The organism is Pedobacter steynii (assembly GCF_001721645.1).
Lineage (GTDB): Bacteria > Bacteroidota > Bacteroidia > Sphingobacteriales > Sphingobacteriaceae > Pedobacter > Pedobacter steynii_A.
Map to the genome: position 1 here is coordinate 6,117,824 of NZ_CP017141.1, position 22,111 is coordinate 6,139,934.

Below are 22,111 nucleotides of genomic sequence, written 5' to 3' on the forward strand. Positions count from 1 at the left end.
TCAATCCATTTCCTAAATTCAGCAGTAGCAGCAGTTGAAGTAATCAATCGCCTGGCACGGCCATTAAGCAAAATTTTATATTATTGTATACTGTATCGGCCTGAAAAATTGCCTGTAAATAATTAATGTGATGAAAAACTACTTTTTAGGCCTGATGCTTTTATATCTGATATTAGACAATAGTAATTTAAAAGCTCAAACTATTGATGTCACTAATTTCGGAGCCAGACCGGATAGTTTTGCGGATGCTACAGAAAACGTTAAAAAGGCTATTGAGGCAAGTAAGGCGCAGGAACAAACCATATTGAATTTTCCCAAAGGCAGATATGATTTCTGGCCCGACCAGGCTACCGAAACCCATTATTACATTTCAAACAGCTCTTCGGAAGTAGAATTCCCGGTAAAAAAACAGCGGGTGGGTTTATACCTCAAAGGATTGAAAAACGTCACTATTGAAGGCAATGGATCTTTGTTTGTTTTCCATGGAAAGATGATCTCCTGGGTATTGGACGATTGTTCGCAAATCAATATACAAAACTTAGCTATAAATTATGAGCGTCCGGGGATGTCTGAAATGACCCTGAAAGAAGTATCGCAGTCAACCGTAATAGCCGATATTCATCCCGATTCCAGATTTGCCATTTCCGATGGCCACTTAGAATGGTATGGTGAAAAATGGATCGCCAAAAACCATCATGCAGTATTGGTACGCCCGGAAAAAGGCATGTTATTATACAGCGATTGGGATCCGTTTTTAAAAAGCAAGGCAGAAAAGATTGCAGCCCTCCGGGTGAAATTCACCGGTGATTTCTCGAAGTTTAAAGGCAATCCAGGCGAAATACTTACTATAAGAGACCGGTACCGGGATTATGTGGGTGCTTTCATCAACCGGTCAAAAAATATTCGCTTACATCACCTGCACATGAATTCGATGCATGGCCTGGGCATTGTTTCTCAGTTTTCCGAAAACCTGAATTACGACAGTGTTTTTGTAGAACCCGAAAAAGGAAGCGGAAGGGTAATTGCCTCCTCAGCAGATGGGATGCATTTTTCGGGTTGTAAAGGGCAGATCACCGTCAATAACTGCAGGTTTAATGGTTTACACGATGATCCCCTAAATGTTCACGGAACGCATTTAAAAATAACGGAGATCGTAACACCAACCACCTTAAAGTTGAAGTTTATGCACCATCAGACTTATGGTTTTGATGCTTTTATTGCAGGAGATACGGTTGCTTATCTGCACAGCGCTTCTCTACAGATTTTTGAGCAGGGCATCGTTAAAACGGCTAAGTTGATTTCCGAAAGAGAAATGCTGGTGGAATTACAAAAGCCCTTTTCCAAAGCACTTAAAGTTGGAGATGCGCTGGAGAATACCACCTGGACGCCATCTGTTACCATTAAAAATTCGAGGTTTGAAGGTACAATATCCAGAGGAACTTTAATCACCACGCGCAGAAAGGTGATCATTGAAAATAATGTGTATTACCGTACAGGGATGCATGCAATCTTAATTGAAAACGATGCTTCGGGCTGGTATGAATCAGGTGCTGTAACAGATCTGACAATACGGAATAACCAGTTTATCGAATGTGGTTTTAATTCTGCTCCGGATAATTACATCATCAGCATCAATCCGCAGGATAAAGAGCCTTTATCCGGTTACTATGTGCACAGGAACATCAGGATAGAAAACAACACTTTTAAGGTGTATGACAGTCCCCTGCTCAGTGCCCGTAGTACAAATGGGCTGACTTTCAAGAACAACAAAATTGAGAACTCAGATTTTCTACCGGCAACTAAAACCAAACCGGCTTTCAATTTCGTAGGCTGCAAAGGGGTAAAATTAAGCGGCAATCAATTTTATAAAGTAATACCCCCGCTACACTGACCCTCCCAACAATAAAACATTGGGCTTTTCAGCAACAAAAAATAGTCACCAATAAGGCAATTTTGTTCTATAACTTTTAAACAAGGTAAAATGAGCAAAACAATTTTAATTACAGGAGCGGCAAGCGGTTTCGGGAAAATCGCTGCGTTCGATCTGGCCAAAAAGGGACATAAGGTAATCGCCACCACACAGGTGTATCCACAAATGAGCGACCTGATCACTGAATCTAAGGAAAAGGGAATTGACCTTATCGTGGATAAATTGGATGTGACCGATCCCCATGACATAGCCTATGCAGTTAAAAAATATGATATCGACATCCTGATCAGCAATGCCGGAATCATGCAAGGTGGCCCAATTGCAGAGCAACCCCTAAATCTGATCCGGTCGATGTTTGAGACCAATGTGTTCGGTGCCTTGGAACTTGCTCAGGGCTTTATCAGGAAATTCGTAGCAAAGAAATCCGGCAAAATTGTATTCACTTCCTCCATGGGCGGTCTGTGGACTGTTCCTTATGTGGCAGCATACTGTGCCTCAAAACATGCACTCGAAGCCGTCGCCGAAGGGCTAAAAACAGAACTAGCGCCCTTCAACATTAAGATTGCGACCTGCAATCCGGGAGTATTTGGCACTGGATTCAACGACCGCGGAGCCGATTCCATCTTTCGCTGGTACGACTCTGAGGTTAATTTCACATCCCCATCGGCATTCGACGGAATGGCTGAAGCCCTTGCTAACCAACTCGATCCACAATCCATGGCAGATTGCATCGTGGATGTCGCGCTGGACGACAATAGCAACTTCAGAAATGTACATCCAAAGGAAACAGAAGCCTTTGTAAAGCAATTACAAACCGATGCCTGGACCACAAAAAGTTAGTATGAACTTAACCTATAGTGTGGCAGCAAAGGCATTGGATGCCGCCATCAAAAAAGCAAATTCGCTCCACATCCCTGTAAGTATAGCCCTTGTAGACAATGGTGGTCATTTGGTATCCTTTGGGCGCCTGGACAGCGTTTATGGAGTGATCGATTTTGCCATTAAGAAGGCAAGAACTGCAGCGATGTTTGGAGTAGACAGTGATATAATGGGAACCATCATTGCCGGTGCAGAAATGCATGGTTATGGGATGATAAACGCCAATGGCGGTTTGTTGACCATTGCGGGTGGTGTGGTATTGAAAAACAAGGATGGTCATATCATCGGGGCCATTGCTTCTTCCGGAGGAAGCCCTGAGCAGGATCAGGAAATCGCAATGGCGGGAGCTGCCGCCATCTCCTGATTTTTTAGATATTTGTAATATGGGCGAATTCAGTGAGATCATCTTTGGAAAACTGGTCTATTCCTGTGCTTTTGAAAAATACAGAGGCGATGAGGAATTTATACCTGAGCATTTTCTAGGTTTCCAGTTATCTGGAGAGACCCATGCTTTCCATGCACAAGGGAATACGGTGATTACCGAAAACACCATTGTCGTGGTCAGAAAAAACCAATTGATTCGAACCATCAAATATCCTGACAAGTCTGGCAAATATCAGTTTGTATCCATATCGCTGGATCAGGAAACACTGCGACAATACGCCATTGAAAATAAGATCGTAGCTGATGCACCCTATCAGGGAAATCAGAAACTTTTCTTTGAATCGGATGATTACCTGCGGTCTTATTTTCTTTCTCTTGCCCCATATATCAATAAAACAAAGGAAGCAACGCCAAGACTGGCTGCATTGAAAATCAGGGAAGCCGTGGAATTGCTACTTCAAAGCCGCCCTGATTTTAAAAATCTACTGTTCGACTTTTCCGAACCTTATAAGATAGACCTGGAAGAATTCATGAATCAAAACTACATGTTCAATGTTCCGGTAGAATCCTTTGCGAAACTTACGGGACGTAGTCTGTCTACATTTAAACGGGATTTTAACAGAACCTTCGGCATCTCGCCGAAACGCTGGTTACTGGAAAGACGTTTAGACGAAGCCCACTACCTGATCAGGCACAAGCAAAAAAGGCCTGCAGAATTTTACCTGGACTTAGGCTTTGAGAACCTTTCGCATTTTTACTTTACTTTCAAACAAAAATTCGGTCTGACCTCTTCAGAAATATAAAAGCCAATTTTATGGAATTTATCCGGCTGATATAACCTTGACTAATATGATCTCCAGGGCTTCACCTGGCAAAGTAAAACCTCCTGCATCCTGATAACCGAGTTTCCTGTAAAAATGCTGTGCCTCTTCATTGGATAAGGTTGAGGTTAGTACCAACGAATGTCCCAGCTTACACATTTCCGATTCCCAGTATTCCGCTAATCTTTTCCCTACTCCCTGTTTCCTATAATCCTCTTCCACAAAAAGCAGGTTCATAAAAGGGATATTATCCCAAAAATATCCGAATCTCAGGTAGGCAATTTCGCGGCCTTCAACTGCTGCAATGAGAATTTGCCTGTTGTTGATTTTATCTAAAAGGGTTTCGCTGGTAATGTGTTTTTCAACTTCTGCCAGCCATTTAAAAGAATCGCTATCTGCATATTTAATGAGCATAAAAAGTATTATGAGGAAATTTAGAAAAAACACCTTAAATCATCTGACTGATAAATTCAAGCCAGACGATAAGGTACTGAAAAATAGTTCTGGTAACAATTCTTTTTAAAAAGCATTAAAGTCCCAATCTCCGCGATAAGGCCTACTCCTCAATGCATTAGCATATGCATGATCAAACTCTTCCTTCTTAGGGTTCCATCTTAGGTCTTTTTGTAGTTCATAGGCTATATTAACCGCATTGCAGATCGTGCTTGTCCTGTGCCCAATCTCTACATCACATATTGGTTGGGAGCGTTTTTTAATAGCGTCGATCCAATCCTGGTAATGGTTGTCGCTGAAATAGACCCGTTTGTCCTGATCACTGAATTTGAGCGAAGCCAGCTTGTCCTGACTCGTTCTGATAAACGAACGGCTTACTTCTATCTTACCCTCAGTACCGATAAATTGTATGGCATTGTGCTCGCCCCAAAGTACGTGGTTAACCTTGATTCCACTCTTATAGACATACGAGAGGCCATTTTGCGCGGCTGTTTTTTTAGGTGGGACAAACAAAATCGGTCCACTACTGTCCATATCCAGGGCCCATTGCACGATATCAAACATATGTGCGCCCCAATCAGCCACATAGCCTCCTCCAAAATCCCTGTACCAACGCCATCCCGCCCAGCTCGGATCTCCAAACTCCGGAGCCAGTATTGGGTGATAGCCACGGTACATAGATGGCCCTACCCACATATCCCAATTCAGTCCTTTTGGTACAGGCATGGTTGGCAGGTCACATTGTTTAACTGGCTCTCCAATAGAAACGTTTACTTCCTTAATTTCGCCGATATAGCCATTACGAACAAGCTCGACTGCCTGTCTAAAGTTGAAAGAAGAGCGCTGCATACTTCCCGTCTGAAATACACGCTTGTATTTCCTTGCTGCCTCAACCATTGCTCTGCCCTCGTCAATAGTTGAGGCCAATGGTTTTTCACAATAGATTTCCTTCCCTGCCTTGGCTGCATCGACAGCAATCTGTGCGTGCCAGTGATCGGGGGTTGCGATAACTACAGCATCGATATCCTTACGTTCCAGCAGCTCCCGATACAGCTCATAACCCTTTATTTGGGTAGATGGCTTTCCAAGATCTGTCTGGGTTTTGTTGGTTTCGGATAAAAAATTATTCAGCTTTCTGGCATCTACATCACAAGCAGCCTGTACCAGCACTTCCTTGCATCGGGACAGTTGATTCATCAATCCGTACGATTGCTTGCCGACGCCAATATAGCCAAGGTTAATACGATCACTTGGAGCTATAAAACCAGTGCCTCCGAGTACAGATCTGGGAACGATGGTAAAGGCCAGGCCAGCCTTTAAACTTTTGTCAATAAAGTCTCTTCTGTTCATATTTAATAGTGTGTTAAGGTCACTTTTGATTTTGTATGTACAATAGTAAATATGATAAAAAAAATATTATTGCGCAATCGATTGCCTGATATAATTTACCGTTGATATCTGCCCGGTAATTTTTACAGAAAAGATCTGCCGTAACAGCTGTAAAAATTAAGGACTATTGCCCAAATTCATTAGTGATCTCCTGATAATCAGCTTGTATTGAAATATTCTAAAATTGGCAAAACAGGGTCGATTCAATTATAAACTCCTATCCTGATTTACTTCAAAAATAAAACTCTGTTTACCATGCTGATAAAATGTGCGGTATTTGTGTTCACATATTATTGGCTATTACTTAATCATTAATAGGTAGTTGATAGGTCAATCATTGGTCATATAGACCTTTAAACCACGCCTTTAATACCTGGCAACAATTAACTTTAATTAAGCACAAATTAATATGATATGCAAAACATTTCGTAACTTACCGTAATTAAACTTAATCAGTTAATTAAAAACATAATCATGGGAAAATTAATAAACGGGATATTTGGCGGATTCCATGGCAGAATCGGCAATCTGGTAGGTTATACTTTAAAAGGTAAACACATCATCAGAAAAATAGGTATCAGCACTAAACCGCTTACCCCCGCAAGAAAAGCCAATTGTCAAAAAATGAAGGTAGTCAATGAAATACTAAGCCCTTCACTCCCTGTTATTCGGGCCGGATTCCGTTTGGCAATTGCGGGAACGGACAAAAACGAGTATAATGAAGCCGTTTCTTATAATAAACTGAATGCCCTTCAGGGGGAATATCCAAACATCAGCCTGGATTATACCAAAGTACTGGTTAGCATGGGAGATCTTCCTGTGGCAGTTAACCCTGTTATCAGCCAGGACGCCAATGGTCATGAAATCGAATTTAGCTGGGAAGTACCGGCTGATTTGTCCTATCAATATGATAACGACCGTGCCATGCTAATGATTTATTTCCCGGCATTAAAAGTAAGCTGCTATCATTTGATCGGGTCAAAAAGAGCGGAAGGGAAAGACAGTATCCGTATCGATGCAGCCCATGCGGGAGAACGCATGGAAGCTTATATCGCTTTTATCAAAGATGATGGAAAACAAGTCTCAAATAGTGTTTATGCCGGTTCTTTAAATGCTGGTAAAGGAGTAAAAACCGAGAAGGAAACAGCGCCAAAAACAGCAACACCAATTCTGGATTTCAGTTTTTCAGGCTCAGATTTTGAAATCCTAAACGATCAGAACCAGAATTCAATATCAGATGAAGGTTGGTCCCGTTACTGCTTAAAAAACAAGGCTAATGATGAGATTATTGGTGATTTCGCCTTTAAGCTCAGACGAAACAACCAGTATATAGGCGAAATTAAGATCAACATCTCTCCTACCGAACAACGCAAAGGTTATGCAAAAGAAACGGTATCTGCGGCCTTGTCTTTCCTGTTTAAAAATGCAAAAGTTAACCGGGTTGTGAAAACCATAGATGCCCAAAATGAGGCTGCTATAGCCTTACTGAGGAGCTTAGGCTTCAGAGAAGAAGGTTATTTCATTGAAAATGTCTTCGTCGGCGGTAAGTGGATCAACGAATATCAATTTGCCCTGTTAAAATCGGAATGGGATTTAATGAATTAGGAATCTCCTCCACAAATTACAACTTTAACAAAGCTTTGATCGAACTTTTTTTCTGTTTTGAAACGGGAACCTTCTGGTTTGTGTAATTCATGATCAGGTATCCGGAATCTTCATTGAGGATACTGGTAACATGTGCTTTATTGACCAAATGAGACTGATGACACCGGATAAACCCATAAGGACTCAATAGCTCATCATACTCATACAAAGGTTTTGAGATCAGGTGTTCGGCCCCATTCGTCAAAAAAAATGTGGTATAATTATTCGAAGACATACACCTCACAATATCCTTTACCGGTACCAGATAAGTTTCCTTCAATGTAGGTAAAGCAATTTTCTGATTCTCGTCCGGTGATGTGCGGTCCAGCAGTTTAAGAAGGTTATTCAACCTGGCATTATGTCTTTTCGCATTCACTGACTCAGCGATTCTGCCTACCGTGCTTTTGAGCTCTGCAATATTTATTGGCTTTAACAAATAGTCGAGCGCCGAAAATTTAACGGCCATGATACCATAAGCATCGTAAGCAGTGACAAATACAACGTCAAAATCAGGTTCATTAATCGATCTTAACAAATCAAAACCATTCTTTCCCGGCATTTCTATATCCAGAAACAGCACATCCGGCTTTAACTCCAGGATCAGTTCTTTCGCCTCATCAGCACTTACCGCTGTACCTACGACCGCTATCTCCTTGCAGTGACGGGCAAGTAAAGCTTGTAAGTTATCTATATTGATGGGCTCATCGTCAATTATTATTGCGCTTATCATTTAATTATCAATCCAGTTGTGAAATGTTAAAATGGCTTCCGTCCCTGATTCCTTATTGAAATCAAGCACAATTGCCTGTTCTTTCTTCAGTTTATTAATGGCCAGGATTCTTTCTGTGGTTAAAGAAAGACCATATCCTGAACCGGAGCTTTTATCCAGCCAGGTTCCATTATCTTTCACTATAACTACAAAAGTATTTTGTTTCTCTCCTTCCCGGCAAATGATCTGTAGTTTTCCTCTATCGCCAAGGCCGGAAAGGCCGTGTTTGATAGCATTCTCTACCAGAGGCTGCAACAGCAAAGTGGGTATTTCTATTCCTGATGTTTGGAGCTCTTCAGAGACGGATATATCCCAGGAAAAATTGAAGCGTAAGGCTTCCAGGTGGATATACATGCGCATCATTTCCAGCTCCTGATCGAGGCTGCTGAAAACCTGCTGACTTTTAGCCAGTGTTTTCCTGAGCAAGGAACTAAATTCCTGTAAATATTGATTCGCTTCTTCTATGCGGTCTGTATTCATCAACCCCTGAATCGAGCTGAGCGCGTTAAAGGTAAAATGAGGATTTAGCAGCGACTGTAACCTGATCGCTGCCTCTTCCATTTTTTGCTGTTTCTTTTGTGAGGATTTGATTTTATTCTTTAAGCCGCTGGTGATCAAAAGAAAAACAAGGATGACAACTATGGCCAGAAATATAATATAGGTGATGGAAGATTGATACCAGTAAGGTTTTACATTCAGATAAATCAGCTCCACGCTTTCTTTTTGAACCACATAGTTAACCCTTAATTCGTATGCTGTATTTGCGGTCAGCTTTAAAGAATCAAACCCGGTTTTACCTATTCCACGCTGAGATCTTTTTGTTTTTAAGTTGACTAAAGTATATTCTACCTCCATATCCTTAAAATCAGCCCTTTCGGTAATGCCTAATTTAAATTCTCCGGGTGATAAACTAAGCTGATCAGAATGATCTCCGGAAGAGGAAATATAGAAAGGAGTTTTACTGTTTTCTCCATGCTGATAGAACTTGATTTCAGGAATGAGTTTTGGCCTTTGGACAACATACCTGCACAACAGCGCATTACTTTTTCGGTCCGTCACATCCGTAAAAAATTCAGATCCGGGAGATAGATAAGCTGTATAGCCCCCGATCGGACGTTCTGTTTCCTGGCTTCCTTTCTTTTCTGAAAGCCTGTGAGTCTCATTATGGAATGCGCTGGAAGTGTAAATGCTAATAAAACCACCCGATACCTCAACCTTAATCAACTTTCCCTGTCGATTTTCCTTAACCTCGCTGCCTGGCACTCCAGCAGCAACATCAAAGCGCAGGTATGATTTTTCTGGTCCTTTGGCCGGCTGGCTGTAAGCGCCTGGAACACCCGTAACAAGAACTAGAATAAAGGCAATTAAATTCATATCACTGTCTTAAAGTACTAATATAATGGTTAATATCACATCCAGTTGCTTATTGCTCTTTGGCAATAGCAATCATTGCTTCCAGTTCATTGATCAGTTCCCTATCTGATGAATAGCCCTTGGTTGAAAACCGCAATTTACCTTTCCTGTCGATGACTACTTTGGTGGGGATCCCATCTACTTTATAGGCGGATGCCACCTGGAATAGTTCCGTATGCTGATCCATAGGTTGATCCATTAACGCATTAACCGGAAATTTATTCATTTTAACATAAGATGCTACACGCAGCGCTGCATCTTTTCCGTTCTCTCGAGTAGCTACAAACAAAAAAACCACCTCTGGATGTTGTTTGCTAATTTTTTCCATTGCCGGCATTGAGGCGACACATGGAGCACACCATGTAGCCCAAAAATCTAATACCACCACCTTCCCTCTCAGGTCTGCAAGTGTTACCCGTTTCCCATGAAGGTCCAAAAGGCTGAAATTTGAGGCTTCCTGGTTAGTAAACATAGTTTTGGCAATCTTCGTTCTGTAGGTATCATTTCCTTCTCTTTGTATAGGATCCAATTTCATCAATATCTCTCTGGCTTTATCTTCTTGCCCCTGAGAAACCAATAAAGTACTATAAAGTGTTATTGATGATGACATGGCATCGTCCAGATCAATGCCTTTTAATGCTTTCTCCTCGAAGATTAATGCGGTTTTATCGTCTCTATTTTCATGAAGAATTGCAGCATAAGTTTCATAATACGGATACGCAGCCATTCTCATAAACCTGTTCCAATCTTCCAGAGGAAAGCCATCAGGCCTGGCCGATGGGTCATCTTTATAAGAATCGTACAACTCCACGGTTTTTTGTGCCAGAGCCTGCGCATAATCCATGTTGTTTCCGGCACGGAATAACTGATCTGCTGCCATATTCAGATAAGAGGTCTGATTAAATTTGTTTCTGATTAAACCAATGTAGATTTCAAACTTCAGAAAGGTACCAGCCTTGAGAAAGGAAAGTGCCACCTGACCTTTCAAAACATCAATATCTTCCGAGTTTTTCACCGAATCGAGCTGGTAATCCCGGATGATATTGCGCATCGAAACGACATTTTTTTCCGGATCCGATTCTTTAGTCATCATTTGAATCCGGTTTTGCAGGGTTTCTTTGGTTTGTGCTTTTGCATTCCATGAGCAGCAAAAAAGCATACTCAATAATAAAATCATGATCGTTTTCATATTTTTCCTTTTTAACATAGGTCAAAATTAGGCCGGGACTTATGTATAAAGAATTGGAACTGTGAAAACGAACTAAATGGCTGTGAATTTGAAACCGTAAGAGAGAATGGCACTTTGCTTCAAAGGGTTCTTACTCCAATCCTCCCATGAAGCAGTATGAGGGTCGTATCCGCATTTTAAAGGTTTGCTGTAATCATCTGCAGGATCTTCCAGATAAGCCCGGCAATCGGTACAGATATAACGGAATTCGCAGTCTTTACAGGTCCGGATTTCATCTTTATGGATCGTCCACATTTTTTTAAAGTCTGATCTGGCGACTACGCTACTCAATGAAGTATCCTTAATATCTCCATAAGCAGTTGCCATGCCGGGGCAATTCTTAATCTGACCGAACCTATCCACGCTGATTTTCTGATTCAAACAGGTATTATGAAGCTGTGCTTCTGTAAAATGAGGGATATTGGGACTGAAATAGGACAAATGAAAAACGCCGCAATGCGTTTCATCTGAAAGGTGCTGCATGGTATAATCCACCCTGATCTGATTACCGAGATACCAGTCTGACCTGTTTTCAGGGGCGTCATAACAAATGATCGATCCGATCCTTTGATGCACGATAAAAACCTCTTCCAATTGTGAATTGCCGGCAATGCTTTCAGAATAGGGAATAATAAATTCAATGTTTCTGCAATTGCTGTTCGCTGTTGCAGTAGTGATATCGAGGATTTCTTCCAGCTCCATCAAACGGTAACTACGAACCTGAATAGCGATGCAATCCAAGGAGATCAGTTCTGCAATGATCTTGTGCAGATCAAAAGACGATTGCCCGTCTACATCAATAATGGCATTCTGGATTTTTCCGGAAGGCAGAAAATCCAGGGGTAAGTCGATAAACCTTTCTGCATCGGCAGCGGTATTGCTTAAAAAAATATACTCGCCTTCCAGTAAAAAGTCCAGGTACTCCTCCAGGGTCTGATGTTCTTCTTCCGGATAATCAGCATACATCTCTTCAATTCTTTTTCCTTTGTAGTCTGTAACCAGGTCTTTTAAACTCATAGGTACGGGCATAAATCTTTGCCGCTGCAAATCGCAGAGCAAAGCTCTTTTAGCCCCTGTCGTAAACAGACAACTGGCTAAGGGGATCAGGTACTTTTTTCCGTAGCGGTTTAAATTGTCCATCTGTTATTCGATTATCCTGGAAATAGGTTTATACAAACGGTGTACCCGGATAGACTTCAGGTGATACTGATTAAAAGAGGCATGCTTACTCAGCAATGCAGACTTGTCGTCTATACTGATTTTGGTGGCTTTTGCCTTTCCGTAAAAAGGCGGGTATTCGGGATCAAACCTTCCGTTAAAGATATCTTTTAGTTTTTTCATAATCACAGGGAGAGCTTAGATAAGTGTAAAGCAACATTTCTTTCTAAATAATAATTGCAGTTGGAGCTTACATTACCAAACTGACCAACAGGGTTGACTTCCAAAAAGACAAACTCATCTTCAGGGCTGACAATAATATCTATAGAGCCGGTTTTGAGCGATAATTGTCTCATCAGCTGATCTATTTTAACCGCAATTTCTTCTGGTAAACGATAAGGAAGAGCACGATTAGGCCTCTGGAAGTTGTAGTGCCGCATGTCTACACTTGTCTGTGTATCCTGCTGACTTAGAATAGCCATCGTATAGCAGGTACCACGTAGGTAAAATATGCGCAGTTCATATTTCTTTTCAATATATTCTACAAACAATCCTGGTAAAAAGGAATCGGGTAAACGGTCAATATCCTCCTGTTCAAAGACATCGGTATACTGCATATACGCGACCTCATCTTCATTTAAAGAGATGCCATCTCCGATTGGCTTGGTAACAATTTTTCCATGTTTTAGAGCGAAGTCCTGTACCTGCCGGCGAGTATTAAAAACACCGAACGAAGGAATTTTAAGCCCTGCATTCTCTGCAATACACATCACATCCAGGCGATTTGAATCGGCATTTAAACTGCTGCTTAGGTTAGGTAGCTCCAGTAACCTGTTATGGATCAGTTGAGTGATGCTGTTGAGTTCCCTTTTCAAATGAGCATGGATAATTGCAGGATGATCTTCAGCAGCTTTCAGCCGGAACGTAAAATCTCCCCGCCGATACCAATAGGCTTTAATTTTTGAAAAATCCAATGTCCTTTGATCCGTAAAACGAAGTAGGGTTTCATCATTGCTGATCTGAACTTCTTCAATGATATCTTCATTGCTCAGCACCATGATTTCCTGATCAAAATGACGGAGCCATTTGATTACATCCAGGGTAGTCGCATCCTGGGAGCCTGTTAAGATTAGAATCATAAGAAAAAAATGCCCGTGTATCCGCAAATACCGGGCATTTTAAATGTTGGTTTAATACCAGCCAGGACCGTCGGCAGTTTCACTGTAGACCAATCGACCGGCACTATCATGTATATATGTTGAGGTGTAATGGCTTCCACCCGATTCATAATCGAATACGGTTACCAGGTCGGTTCCGACCCGGTAACTGTTCATCGACCCACCTCTGAGACTGGTCATTTCTTCTTTACTTAGGGTTTGGTTAAAAACCCCAAGCTTTTCTAGTGTTTTCACAACTAAGGTTGAATATCTCTGGTATCCGGAGCTACGTTTGTAGAAAGGCCTTTAGGGCCAAAACCGATATCAGTACAGGTCGTTTGTCCTGATGGGTTAAACGGATCTAAGGTATCTCTACCTGGTCCAAGCGTACCTCCTTTAACCATTTTCTGCTCGTCTTTGCTTAACTCATGATTAAATGCTGAGAATTTTTCTAGGGTTTTCATATGATTTTGTTTAAGTTTAATATTAAAGTTCACAGAATTATAAATTCTTACAGCAAAATACAAAGTTGATTTCTGTTGAGGCAAAGAGATTGAAATTCGTAAGGTTTTTGTTATTATTCGTTAGTTTTCAATAGATATGTGTATTCTGACTATATAATTAAACCCTTAACGAGCCACGGAAGCCCCTGGCTGCATAATAAGATTCCGCACCATTATGGTACAAAAAGACCGTTCCATAGCGATAATCGCAGAAAAGCGCCCCTCCTAGTTTTCGGATATCAGCAGGTGTTTTAATCCAGCTCGAAGTTTTTGTATCGAACTTTCCAAGCTGTTGTAACTCACGATACTGCTCTTCGGTTAAGATTTCAATCCCCATGGCAGCAGCAGCATCCAATGCATTGTTTGCAGGTTTATGTTCTTTCCTTGACTCCAGCGCCGCACTGTCATAACAAAAACTTCTGCGACCTTTAGGGCTTTCGGCCGAACAATCATAAAAGATGTATTCACCGGTCTTTTGATCATAGCCCACTACATCCGGTTCGCCACCAGTAACTTCCATATCGTCCAGGGACCATAACTTTTCAGTACTGGCTTCCAACCTGGCCTGCACCTTTGCCCATTCTATATCTTGATGACGGTTCTTATTTTTCTCAAATCGGTCTTTCAGGGTTTTGAGTAATTCTTCACGTTGCTCTGGTAACAATGTTTTATTCTGGTTTTTCATGATATTTGGTTTTATGATTTAAGGGATTTTTATAGATTAACGGAGCTGATTTTTCTATCCTCAGGTCTGATGTACCAGGAAACTATGGTGAGTACCAGTAACAATAGCGGAGGGAGGATATCGCTGATGGGATTTCCCACTGCGATGTGCGAAAATATGGCGCCCGACATGGAAAAGAAAAAGCCGGCATAAGCCCACTCCTTTAACAAAGGAAATTTAGGAATAAGGACAGCAATAACGCCCAGAATTTTCCAGATGCCCAGCATGGTTAAAAAGTAGCCGGGATAGCCCAATTTTACCACAAGATCTACTTGTTCTTTCATTTTTAGTATCTGTACGACTCCTGTTGACACCATTCCCAACGACAGCCATAGTGTAGAAACCCAATAGATGATCTTTTTTGTTTTTGTCATGATTTGTTATTTTAGTTTGTTTACGATTTCCTGTAATCTGTTATGTGCCATGTTGATGCCCTTTGCAAATGGCAATTGTAAAACCTGATCTCTGACTGCGGCTGACCGGTATACAATATGCATACGAAGCTTGCTGGTTCCTTCAGTCAGTTTTTCAAATTCCAGGAATTCCAGTTGAGCATCAAAAGGAGTGCTGTCCATTTCGAATGTCCGGGTGATTTTCTGGTTCGGAACAAACTCATGAATAACCCCGCTGGCTGTAAACGCCAGATTTCCTTTAGGATCGCTCGTTTGAAATTCCCAGGCCCCATGCTTTTTGTTTTCAAGTTTCAGCACTTTTGTTCCCATCCATTGTTCCACAATTTCGGGCTCTACATAAGCTTTAAAGAGTAATTCAAGCGGTAAATCAAACTCCCTTGTAATTACAATTTCCTGTCGGCCGTTTTCAGCATCGATTTTTGTTTTTTGTTCCATCTTATTCTAATTCTTTAGATTGATAGTTTTTCATGATACTCTCTAATTTGTTGAACCTGTCATCCCACATCTTGCGGAAGGGTTCGATAAAATCTGCTACTTCTATCATTTTTTTTGCGTTTATGTAATAGTGAATCTCTCTCCCGTTCTGCTCCTGTTTCAATAATTCACATTCGGTAAGGATTTGAAGATGTTTGGAAACGGTGGGTCTGGCGGTGTCAAAATTGGAAGCAATTGCACCAGCCGTCATGGATTGTGAGGCAACCAATAGCAATATTGCCCTTCTTGTCGGGTCTGCTATGGCTTGAAATACGTCTCTTCTTAAATTCATCGTGTAGTCATTTGACTACTAATATACGTGTAGTTATTTAACTACACAATTTTTTTTTACATTTTTTTTGGCAGGATGCTTCGTATACTCCTATTAATCAATCAGAAGAAAGAATAAACGAATGCTGGAATGGATTTATTTAAAATTCCTGGCTTCGGGAAAAAGCTCAGTCTGTACCACTTTTTTGGGTGCAGTGCCTGTATTTTCAGCGTCTGTTGCCACCAGCCCCTGCAAAAGACCAGACAGGTCATAACAATGCTTAACCACCACATGAATCACCTCTCCTTCCTTTTGCAATTTCCCTTCTACCATCAGTAACTTTGACCTTAAGATCTCTTTCCGGTACTTTTCAAACAGTTTCTGAAAAACCACCAGATTGGCGATTCCTGTTTCATCCTCAATGGTAATGAAACAGATCCCTGCAGCGGTTCCCGGCCTTTGCCTCACCAGCACCAATCCACATACCCTTACCAGCGTACCATCAGGCCAGCGGTTTAATTCCTTAGCGGAAAGAATATGGCGATGGAACAGTTCCTTGCGGACAAAACTTACCGGATGTGCTTTCAAGGATAAGGCTGTGGCCCCATAATCATGAACCACATGTTCTGACAATGACATTCTGGGCAATTGTATCTGCTGCTCTTCTGCACTTTCTTTCAGTTGCCCTTCGAATAAACCTAAAGGGCGGTCAGCAAGCGCGGTTACCTCCCATAATGCCTGTCTCCTGTCCATCCCCATAGAACGGAAAGCATCAGCATCGGCCAGCTTTTCCAGCGTAGACAGAGGCACTCCGGCTTCCATTAAGGCATTGATATGGCGATAAGGCCCCTGTTGTCGTCCGGCGATCAACAAATTTAAATCCTCTTCTCTCAAACCGTTACTCTGACGAAAGCCCAGTCTCATCGCGCAGTATTGGCCGGACAGCTCTTCCAGGGTGTTATCCCATAGCGATAAATTCACATCAATCGGTCTGATCTCGACCTTGTGCTTCCTGGCATCACTTACAATCTGGGCAGGCTGGTAGAAACCCATAGGCATACTGTTTAGTAAAGCTGCCGCAAAAATATCCGGATAATAATACTTCAGCCAGCAGGATACATAGACCAGCAAGGCAAAACTTGCAGCATGACTTTCCGGAAAACCATAACTACCGAATCCTTCCAGTTGTTTGAATACCCGTTCTGCAAAACCTTTCTCATATCCTTTTGCAGTCATGCCATCCACCAGTTTCTTCCGGAACTTAGTAACCATGCCCTTAGATTTAAACGTAGCCATACTTCTGCGCAATTCGTCTGCCTCTGCCGGTGTGAAGCCTGCGGCAACAATGGCGATCTTCATGGCCTGTTCCTGAAACAAAGGCACTCCCCTTGTGCGTTCCAGGATTTCCCGGAGTTCTTCTGAAGGATAACTGACCTCTTCTTCTCCATTACGCCGGCGCAGATAAGGGTGAACCATATCTCCCTGAATGGGTCCGGGGCGTACTATTGCCACTTCAATCACCAGATCATAGAAGTTCCTCGGTTTTAACCTGGGTAACATAGACATTTGTGCCCTGCTTTCAATCTGAAATACCCCTATCGTGTCCGCATGACTGATCATATCGTATACTTTGGGATCGTCCTCAGGAATATTGGCCAGGGTGAGATCCAGATCATAATGCTGTTTGGCCAGATCAAAGGCCTTTCGGATACAGGTCAGCATCCCCAATGCCAGTACATCGATTTTAAGGAAACCAAGTGTATCAATATCATCCTTGTTCCATTCAATACAGGTCCTGTTTTCCATGCGAGCGTTCAGGATCGGACAAAGCTCGCTCAGTTTCCCCCTGGTAATCACAAAACCACCCGTATGTTGTCCCAGCTGACGCGGAAAACCGATAAACTGCCGAGTGAGCTCCAGGATCTTAATCAGGTGTGGATCATCAGGGTTAAAGCCATGATCAGACACAACTTTACCTTCAAACCATTCCTCCGTTAATTCCCACATTGATTTGGAAAGGCGGTCTACCGCGTCCACAGATAAGCCCATTGCTTTTGCCACATCGCGCACTGCCCCTTTCTGATGAAGCTGTGTTACTGTGGCCACAATTGCTGCCCGGTCGCGTCCATACTTATCGTAGATATACTGAATCACTTCTTCCCTTCGCTCATGCTCGAAATCCACATCTATGTCCGGAGGTTCATTCCGTGCAGAAGAAATGAAACGCTCAAAAAGCAACTCGAATTTGGTGGGGTTTACTGAAGTAATACCTAAGCAAAAACAAACTGTTGAGTTGGCTGCAGATCCCCTGCCCTGGCACAAAATCTTTTGTGCTCTGGCAAAGCGAACAATGTCGTACACCGTGAGGAAATAAGCTGCATAGTCCATTTCTGCGATGAATTTCAATTCATATTCAATGGCGCTGGAAATCTTCTCCGGCAGCTCTTCTCCAAAAAACTCTTTTGCCCCTTTCCAGGCCAGATGGGTTAATTCTTCCTGCGGATTACGTCCTTCGGTCGTGATTTCCTCAGGATAAACATATTTCAGCATATCCAGAGAAAACCGGCAGGCTTCCGCAATCTCCTGACTGCAGCTGATGGCATCCGGGTATTGCCGGAATAAACGCTCCATTTCTGCGGCAGGCTTCAGGTATCTTTCTGCATTCTGATACAGGTGATAACCCGCATTATAGATGGTACATTTTTCCCGGACACAGGTTACCACATCCTGAAGTTCCCGGCGGTCCGGATGGTGAAAATGAACATCATTGGTGGCGACCATCGCTACCCCGATCTGATCTGCAAGCGCTGAGATCCGATACAGTTTTTTCGCATCATCACCCCGGTAGGAGAAACTGGCGCCCAGATAGAGATTCGATCCAAATGCCTCCTTATATTCCTGCAAGGCAATTTTAAAGGCCGGATCTAAATCAAACGCAGGGTTTAATTTCCCCGGAGGGACAGTAATAAATTTGATTCCTTCGGAGAACTGATACACATCTGCTTTATACAATTCGCATTTACCTTTTTCTGTCCGCAGGTTGCCTGTGGAAAGTAAAGTAGACAAACGGGAATAAGCCGGCTGGTCGGTTGGATAGGCCAAAAGACTTGGACCATCTACCAGATCAAGCCTGCAGGCAGGAATGATCCTGATTCCTTTTGCCTTTGCCGCAGCATGCCCCCTTACGATACCGGCAAGGGTATTGTGATCGGTGATGGCAATTGCACGATGACCAAGCAATGCAGCCTGCTCTACCATTTCTTCAGGATGCGAAGCACCTCTTAAGAAGCTGAAATTTGTGGTGACCTGTAATTCTGTATAACTCATATCTATCCCTTCCTCAGGCAAAAAAACCATGTATAAACCATTCCGGCTGATCATCCTTATACTGACCCGAGCGGAAAACCCAGTAACGGGCACCCTGCTCATCTTCTACCCTATAATAGTCTCTGATCAGCCCCTGTTCGATCCACCATTCCCTTTCAATTCTTTCCGGGCCATCGGCCTTCCTGATTTTATGAACCTTTCCTTTATAGATGAATAACATTGGAGGATAATCCGGAATGGGCGAAGTGACCTGGATCGGTTCGGGTCTGGGTAATAAGCATACCGGCCTGGGCTGATCCTCCGGCCAGTTAATGGCAGGCCTCTCTTCCAGGCTTTTTGCTTCACATATAGACCGCTCCGGCCAATGGTGCTGATCCGGCAGGTACCGGTGGATGGCACCCGCTCCAAATCTTCCGGCCAGCCGGTCCAGCAAACCTGCAATAACGCTGTTTTCCTGATTACCGGCCGCCCAGAGAGACTCCTGCTGGATGGAAAGGTCTTCTGTAACAGGAGCTTCGAGGACAAACAATTCTATCCCCAAACCAGGGGCAATTGTAGCGATCTTCAAGGCAAACAATTTAAACAGGTGTTCGATATTTCTGACCGGTTGATTCGTACCGATTTCAATCTGCTGGATCTTCCCATCAATCCTATAGCCTTTAAATACCGCTTTCCTCATCCCTTTACCTTCCCGGAACAGACGCTGACAAATCTGATCCAACAATTTACGCAAGGCAATTTCAATACCTGTTGCTGTACGGATGGGTTCCAGAGCAGGGAGGCGTTCCTGATAAGGGACAATGGCTTGTATTGGTTCTATCCGTTCGGTTGTCCGCCCTAAGGCCTGGTCCAGTCTGGTCAGCAGGTCCTGCCCAAAGCGTCTGCGCAATACCCTGGCAGGCATATTAATAAAGCTACGGACCTGATACAAGCCTAGTTTTTGCAGGCGCTCCAATACCGGTGCTTCCAGGCGCAGGGCCGCCGGAGGTAAGGACCTTAAAGCATCCATATGGTCGCCGGGTTCCACAACCGCACTAATTTGTCCGAAGCGGGATATCGCCCAGGCAGCACCTATCGTATCTGCTATGGCCGCACTTACTTCATAACCTGCTGAACGCAGTTTCGTTAAAATCTCCCGAAGGTATAAATCTTCCCCACCCCAGAGGTGAGTGCAGCCACTGACATCAAGTATCAGGCCGTCAGGCAAATCAACCGCTGCAACCGGAGTATACCTTAAGCTCCATTCGGCCAGTGCGCGAAGTAACTTTCCGGCCCTTAGCGGATGATTGTCCAATACGTCCAGATCGGGTAATATAGCCCTTGCATCTGCCAGTGCCATTCCTGTTTCAATTCCCCTTTTTGTGGCAGCGGCACTACAGGCTTTCACCACCATCCGCCCACGTTCCGCAGCAGCAAGCACAAAGGGCTCTCCTTTCAGTTCCGGCTTACGGATAGCAAGCTGGTCTGTGGTCAGATGACGAAACCATATGGTCAGATAGCGTCTCGACATCTTATCCTGTTTGTTGAATTAAAGTTTGATCTGCAGCAGCCGTTGCCAGGTGGATAAACCGCCCTGCAGACCATTCCAGCTGCCAGCTGCCGGGTTTACCATTACGGATCTTTTGCAGTTCGACATTCCAGCGGGGATAACCGACACCCGGAAGCCCATCTTCCAGCTGACTGGCTATGGGGCTAATCTGCCAGCGGGAAACACAGGTAATGCGGTTTGTTTTGAGGGAATTGCAACGGTGCAGAAAACCAGTAACCCGGCTTTTCTCTACCGCCAGTTGTAACCTCCTGGATTCCGTAAGACTGATTTCTTTTAATTCGGCAACCACCGCAGTCAATGCCCCGCATTTTAAGCCTTCCTCTATTGCCCAGAGTGCATCCCGTTCGCGCTGCAGGTCTATAAAAATGACCCGGTCCGGGGAAATGCCAAAGGCCTTTAATCCCGGAGGAAAAAGCCTGCGTTGTGTACCCACCCAAAGGCAGGTTCCCTCTTCTTTCATTAAATGACTGATCAGGCCAGCCATAAATCCGGTTGTTGCTGCTCCCTCTGCCTGACTGGAGCTGACAAATTCGTGAACAGCTGCAGTTGGAAAAACATGATTGGGAAAGGCTTTTTCTAAAGGTCCAAGGCCTATATCGGGGCGCTCATAATCTAAAACTGCAGAGAATCCCTGCATTAAAAGGATGTCTCTTTTCAATTTTTCGATAATGTCATTTTTATTCGCCCCTTGTTCCATTACAATTAATTTTAAAAACACTACATTTGACACGATTAGTGTCAAATATTTGACACTAATAATAACAATACAAAATGAATACTCAAAAAGTTTTTTTTTCTACCAATATTAAGTTCCTCCGGGAAAGGAAGAAACTGAGTCAGGAATTGATGGCAGAAAGCCTGGGCATAGGCCGTTCCAAGCTCAATGCACTGGAAAGCGGGCAGACGAAAGCACCCCAGCCGGAGGACCTCATCAATTGTTCCAATACTTTTAAGATCAGCATTGACAGTCTGCTGAAAGTTGACCTATCCAGAATCTCGGAACTCAAACTCAGGGAACTGGAATCCGGAAGTGACATTTATTTACAGGGTGGCAATATCCGTGTATTGGCGATTACGGTAGACAAGGACAATAAAGAGAACATGGAATATATTCCGGTCAAAGCAAAAGCAGGTTATCGCGCCGGCTATAATGATCCTGAATTCGTCGCTTCCTTACCCAAATTTTCCCTTCCGAATCTTCCTGAATCGGGGACCTTCCGTATGTTCCCTACCATAGGAGCTTCCATGCTTCCAATTCCCGAAGGTGCTGAGGTGATCTGTAAATTTATAGAGGACTGGCAAAACATCAAGGCCCGTACCCTCTGTATTGTGGTACTAAAAGCGGAACAGGATTTTGTATTTAAGCAGGTGACGATTGAACCCGAAGGAATGATATTACTGGAATCTTTAAACAAACTCTTCCAACCTTATAAAGTACCGGTTTCTGAAGTGCTGGAAATCTGGCAATTCCATAGCTACCAGAGCCAGGAAATCCCGGAACAGGAAACTGATCTTCAGGAAATTAAGCGGATGATCACTGCACTACAAAACCAGGTGCTGAAAAGCTAATGTTATTTTTTTAAGTATGGAGGAATAACTGGTAACAATTACGCCTGAAACCAGTC

At 43.1% G+C, this 22,111-nt stretch carries 23 protein-coding genes; 6 read left to right on the forward strand and 17 right to left on the reverse strand.

Annotation, left to right across the window (positions count from 1 at the left end):
• Window positions 1-130: 130 nt before the first annotated feature.
• From BFS30_RS25250 to BFS30_RS25265, 4 genes are all read left to right on the forward strand, one after another.
• Window positions 131-1,891, forward strand: coding sequence for a right-handed parallel beta-helix repeat-containing protein (locus BFS30_RS25250; RefSeq protein WP_069381839.1), 1,761 nt, complete (start codon window positions 131-133; stop codon window positions 1,889-1,891).
• Between the two features lie 90 nt (window positions 1,892-1,981).
• A complete protein-coding gene (locus tag BFS30_RS25255; protein ID WP_069381840.1) occupies window positions 1,982-2,770 on the forward strand; it encodes an SDR family oxidoreductase in 789 nt (262 codons plus the stop codon).
• Between the two features lies 1 nt (window position 2,771).
• Window positions 2,772-3,173 (forward strand): GlcG/HbpS family heme-binding protein, encoded by a 402-nt coding sequence (locus BFS30_RS25260; RefSeq protein ID WP_069381841.1) that lies wholly within the window; start codon window positions 2,772-2,774, stop codon window positions 3,171-3,173.
• A 19-nt stretch (window positions 3,174-3,192) separates the two neighbouring features.
• Window positions 3,193-3,996 carry a helix-turn-helix domain-containing protein gene (locus BFS30_RS25265; protein ID WP_069381842.1) on the forward strand — a complete coding sequence of 268 codons (804 nt, stop codon included), beginning with the start codon at window positions 3,193-3,195 and terminating at the stop codon, window positions 3,994-3,996.
• Between the two features lie 18 nt (window positions 3,997-4,014).
• Here the strand turns inward: BFS30_RS25265 and BFS30_RS25270 are convergent, their stop codons facing one another.
• Entirely contained in the window at window positions 4,015-4,428 is a 414-nt protein-coding gene (locus BFS30_RS25270; RefSeq protein ID WP_069381843.1) for a GNAT family N-acetyltransferase, read from the reverse strand.
• A 105-nt stretch (window positions 4,429-4,533) separates the two neighbouring features.
• On the reverse strand, window positions 4,534-5,817 hold the full coding sequence (locus BFS30_RS25275) for a Gfo/Idh/MocA family protein (RefSeq protein ID WP_069381844.1): 1,284 nt from the start codon (window positions 5,815-5,817) through the stop codon (window positions 4,534-4,536).
• Between the two features lie 513 nt (window positions 5,818-6,330).
• On the opposite strand from BFS30_RS25275, the gene BFS30_RS25280 reads away from it, so the two are divergent.
• Window positions 6,331-7,461, forward strand: coding sequence for a GNAT family N-acetyltransferase (locus BFS30_RS25280; protein WP_069381845.1), 1,131 nt, complete (start codon window positions 6,331-6,333; stop codon window positions 7,459-7,461).
• A gap of 16 nt (window positions 7,462-7,477) precedes the next feature.
• Here BFS30_RS25280 and BFS30_RS25285 read toward each other — a convergent pair whose 3' ends face one another.
• The 15 genes from BFS30_RS25285 to BFS30_RS25350 all read right to left on the reverse strand — a co-directional run bounded on the left by BFS30_RS25285 (window position 7,478) and on the right by BFS30_RS25350 (window position 21,183).
• Entirely contained in the window at window positions 7,478-8,230 is a 753-nt protein-coding gene (locus BFS30_RS25285) for a LytR/AlgR family response regulator transcription factor (RefSeq protein ID WP_069381846.1), read from the reverse strand.
• Window positions 8,231-9,643 (reverse strand): sensor histidine kinase, encoded by a 1,413-nt coding sequence (locus tag BFS30_RS25290; protein ID WP_069381847.1) that lies wholly within the window; start codon window positions 9,641-9,643, stop codon window positions 8,231-8,233.
• Between the two features lie 49 nt (window positions 9,644-9,692).
• Entirely contained in the window at window positions 9,693-10,871 is a 1,179-nt protein-coding gene (locus BFS30_RS25295) for a TlpA family protein disulfide reductase (RefSeq protein WP_167353200.1), read from the reverse strand.
• A 72-nt stretch (window positions 10,872-10,943) separates the two neighbouring features.
• Window positions 10,944-12,050: a grasp-with-spasm system SPASM domain peptide maturase gene (gwsS, locus tag BFS30_RS25300; RefSeq protein WP_069381849.1), complete on the reverse strand. Its 1,107-nt coding sequence runs from the start codon at window positions 12,048-12,050 to the stop codon at window positions 10,944-10,946.
• Between the two features lie 3 nt (window positions 12,051-12,053).
• Complete coding sequence (locus tag BFS30_RS25305) at window positions 12,054-12,251, reverse strand: hypothetical protein (protein WP_069381850.1); 198 nt, start codon at window positions 12,249-12,251, stop codon at window positions 12,054-12,056.
• A gap of 2 nt (window positions 12,252-12,253) precedes the next feature.
• Complete coding sequence (gene gwsG / locus BFS30_RS25310) at window positions 12,254-13,207, reverse strand: grasp-with-spasm system ATP-grasp peptide maturase (RefSeq protein ID WP_069381851.1); 954 nt, start codon at window positions 13,205-13,207, stop codon at window positions 12,254-12,256.
• Window positions 13,208-13,258: 51 nt separating this feature from the next.
• Window positions 13,259-13,480, reverse strand: a complete 222-nt coding sequence (locus tag BFS30_RS27890; protein WP_157263051.1) for a hypothetical protein — start codon at window positions 13,478-13,480, stop codon at window positions 13,259-13,261.
• Between the two features lie 2 nt (window positions 13,481-13,482).
• Window positions 13,483-13,689 carry a hypothetical protein gene (locus BFS30_RS25315; RefSeq protein ID WP_157263052.1) on the reverse strand — a complete coding sequence of 69 codons (207 nt, stop codon included), beginning with the start codon at window positions 13,687-13,689 and terminating at the stop codon, window positions 13,483-13,485.
• Window positions 13,690-13,846: 157 nt separating this feature from the next.
• On the reverse strand, window positions 13,847-14,413 hold the full coding sequence (locus BFS30_RS25320) for a DUF4256 domain-containing protein (protein WP_069381853.1): 567 nt from the start codon (window positions 14,411-14,413) through the stop codon (window positions 13,847-13,849).
• Window positions 14,414-14,442: 29 nt separating this feature from the next.
• Complete coding sequence (locus BFS30_RS25325; protein ID WP_069381854.1) at window positions 14,443-14,826, reverse strand: DoxX family protein; 384 nt, start codon at window positions 14,824-14,826, stop codon at window positions 14,443-14,445.
• 6 nt (window positions 14,827-14,832) lie between these two features.
• Window positions 14,833-15,300: an SRPBCC family protein gene (locus BFS30_RS25330; RefSeq protein WP_069381855.1), complete on the reverse strand. Its 468-nt coding sequence runs from the start codon at window positions 15,298-15,300 to the stop codon at window positions 14,833-14,835.
• 1 nt (window position 15,301) lies between these two features.
• Window positions 15,302-15,631, reverse strand: coding sequence for an ArsR/SmtB family transcription factor (locus BFS30_RS25335; protein ID WP_069381856.1), 330 nt, complete (start codon window positions 15,629-15,631; stop codon window positions 15,302-15,304).
• 135 nt (window positions 15,632-15,766) lie between these two features.
• Window positions 15,767-18,937: an error-prone DNA polymerase gene (locus tag BFS30_RS25340; RefSeq protein ID WP_069382666.1), complete on the reverse strand. Its 3,171-nt coding sequence runs from the start codon at window positions 18,935-18,937 to the stop codon at window positions 15,767-15,769.
• 13 nt (window positions 18,938-18,950) lie between these two features.
• Window positions 18,951-20,447 carry a Y-family DNA polymerase gene (locus tag BFS30_RS25345; RefSeq protein WP_069381857.1) on the reverse strand — a complete coding sequence of 499 codons (1,497 nt, stop codon included), beginning with the start codon at window positions 20,445-20,447 and terminating at the stop codon, window positions 18,951-18,953.
• A 1-nt stretch (window position 20,448) separates the two neighbouring features.
• Window positions 20,449-21,183 (reverse strand): ImuA family protein, encoded by a 735-nt coding sequence (locus tag BFS30_RS25350; protein WP_069381858.1) that lies wholly within the window; start codon window positions 21,181-21,183, stop codon window positions 20,449-20,451.
• A 74-nt stretch (window positions 21,184-21,257) separates the two neighbouring features.
• On the opposite strand from BFS30_RS25350, the gene BFS30_RS25355 reads away from it, so the two are divergent.
• Entirely contained in the window at window positions 21,258-22,055 is a 798-nt protein-coding gene (locus BFS30_RS25355; RefSeq protein ID WP_069381859.1) for an XRE family transcriptional regulator, read from the forward strand.
• Window positions 22,056-22,111 lie beyond the last annotated feature (56 nt).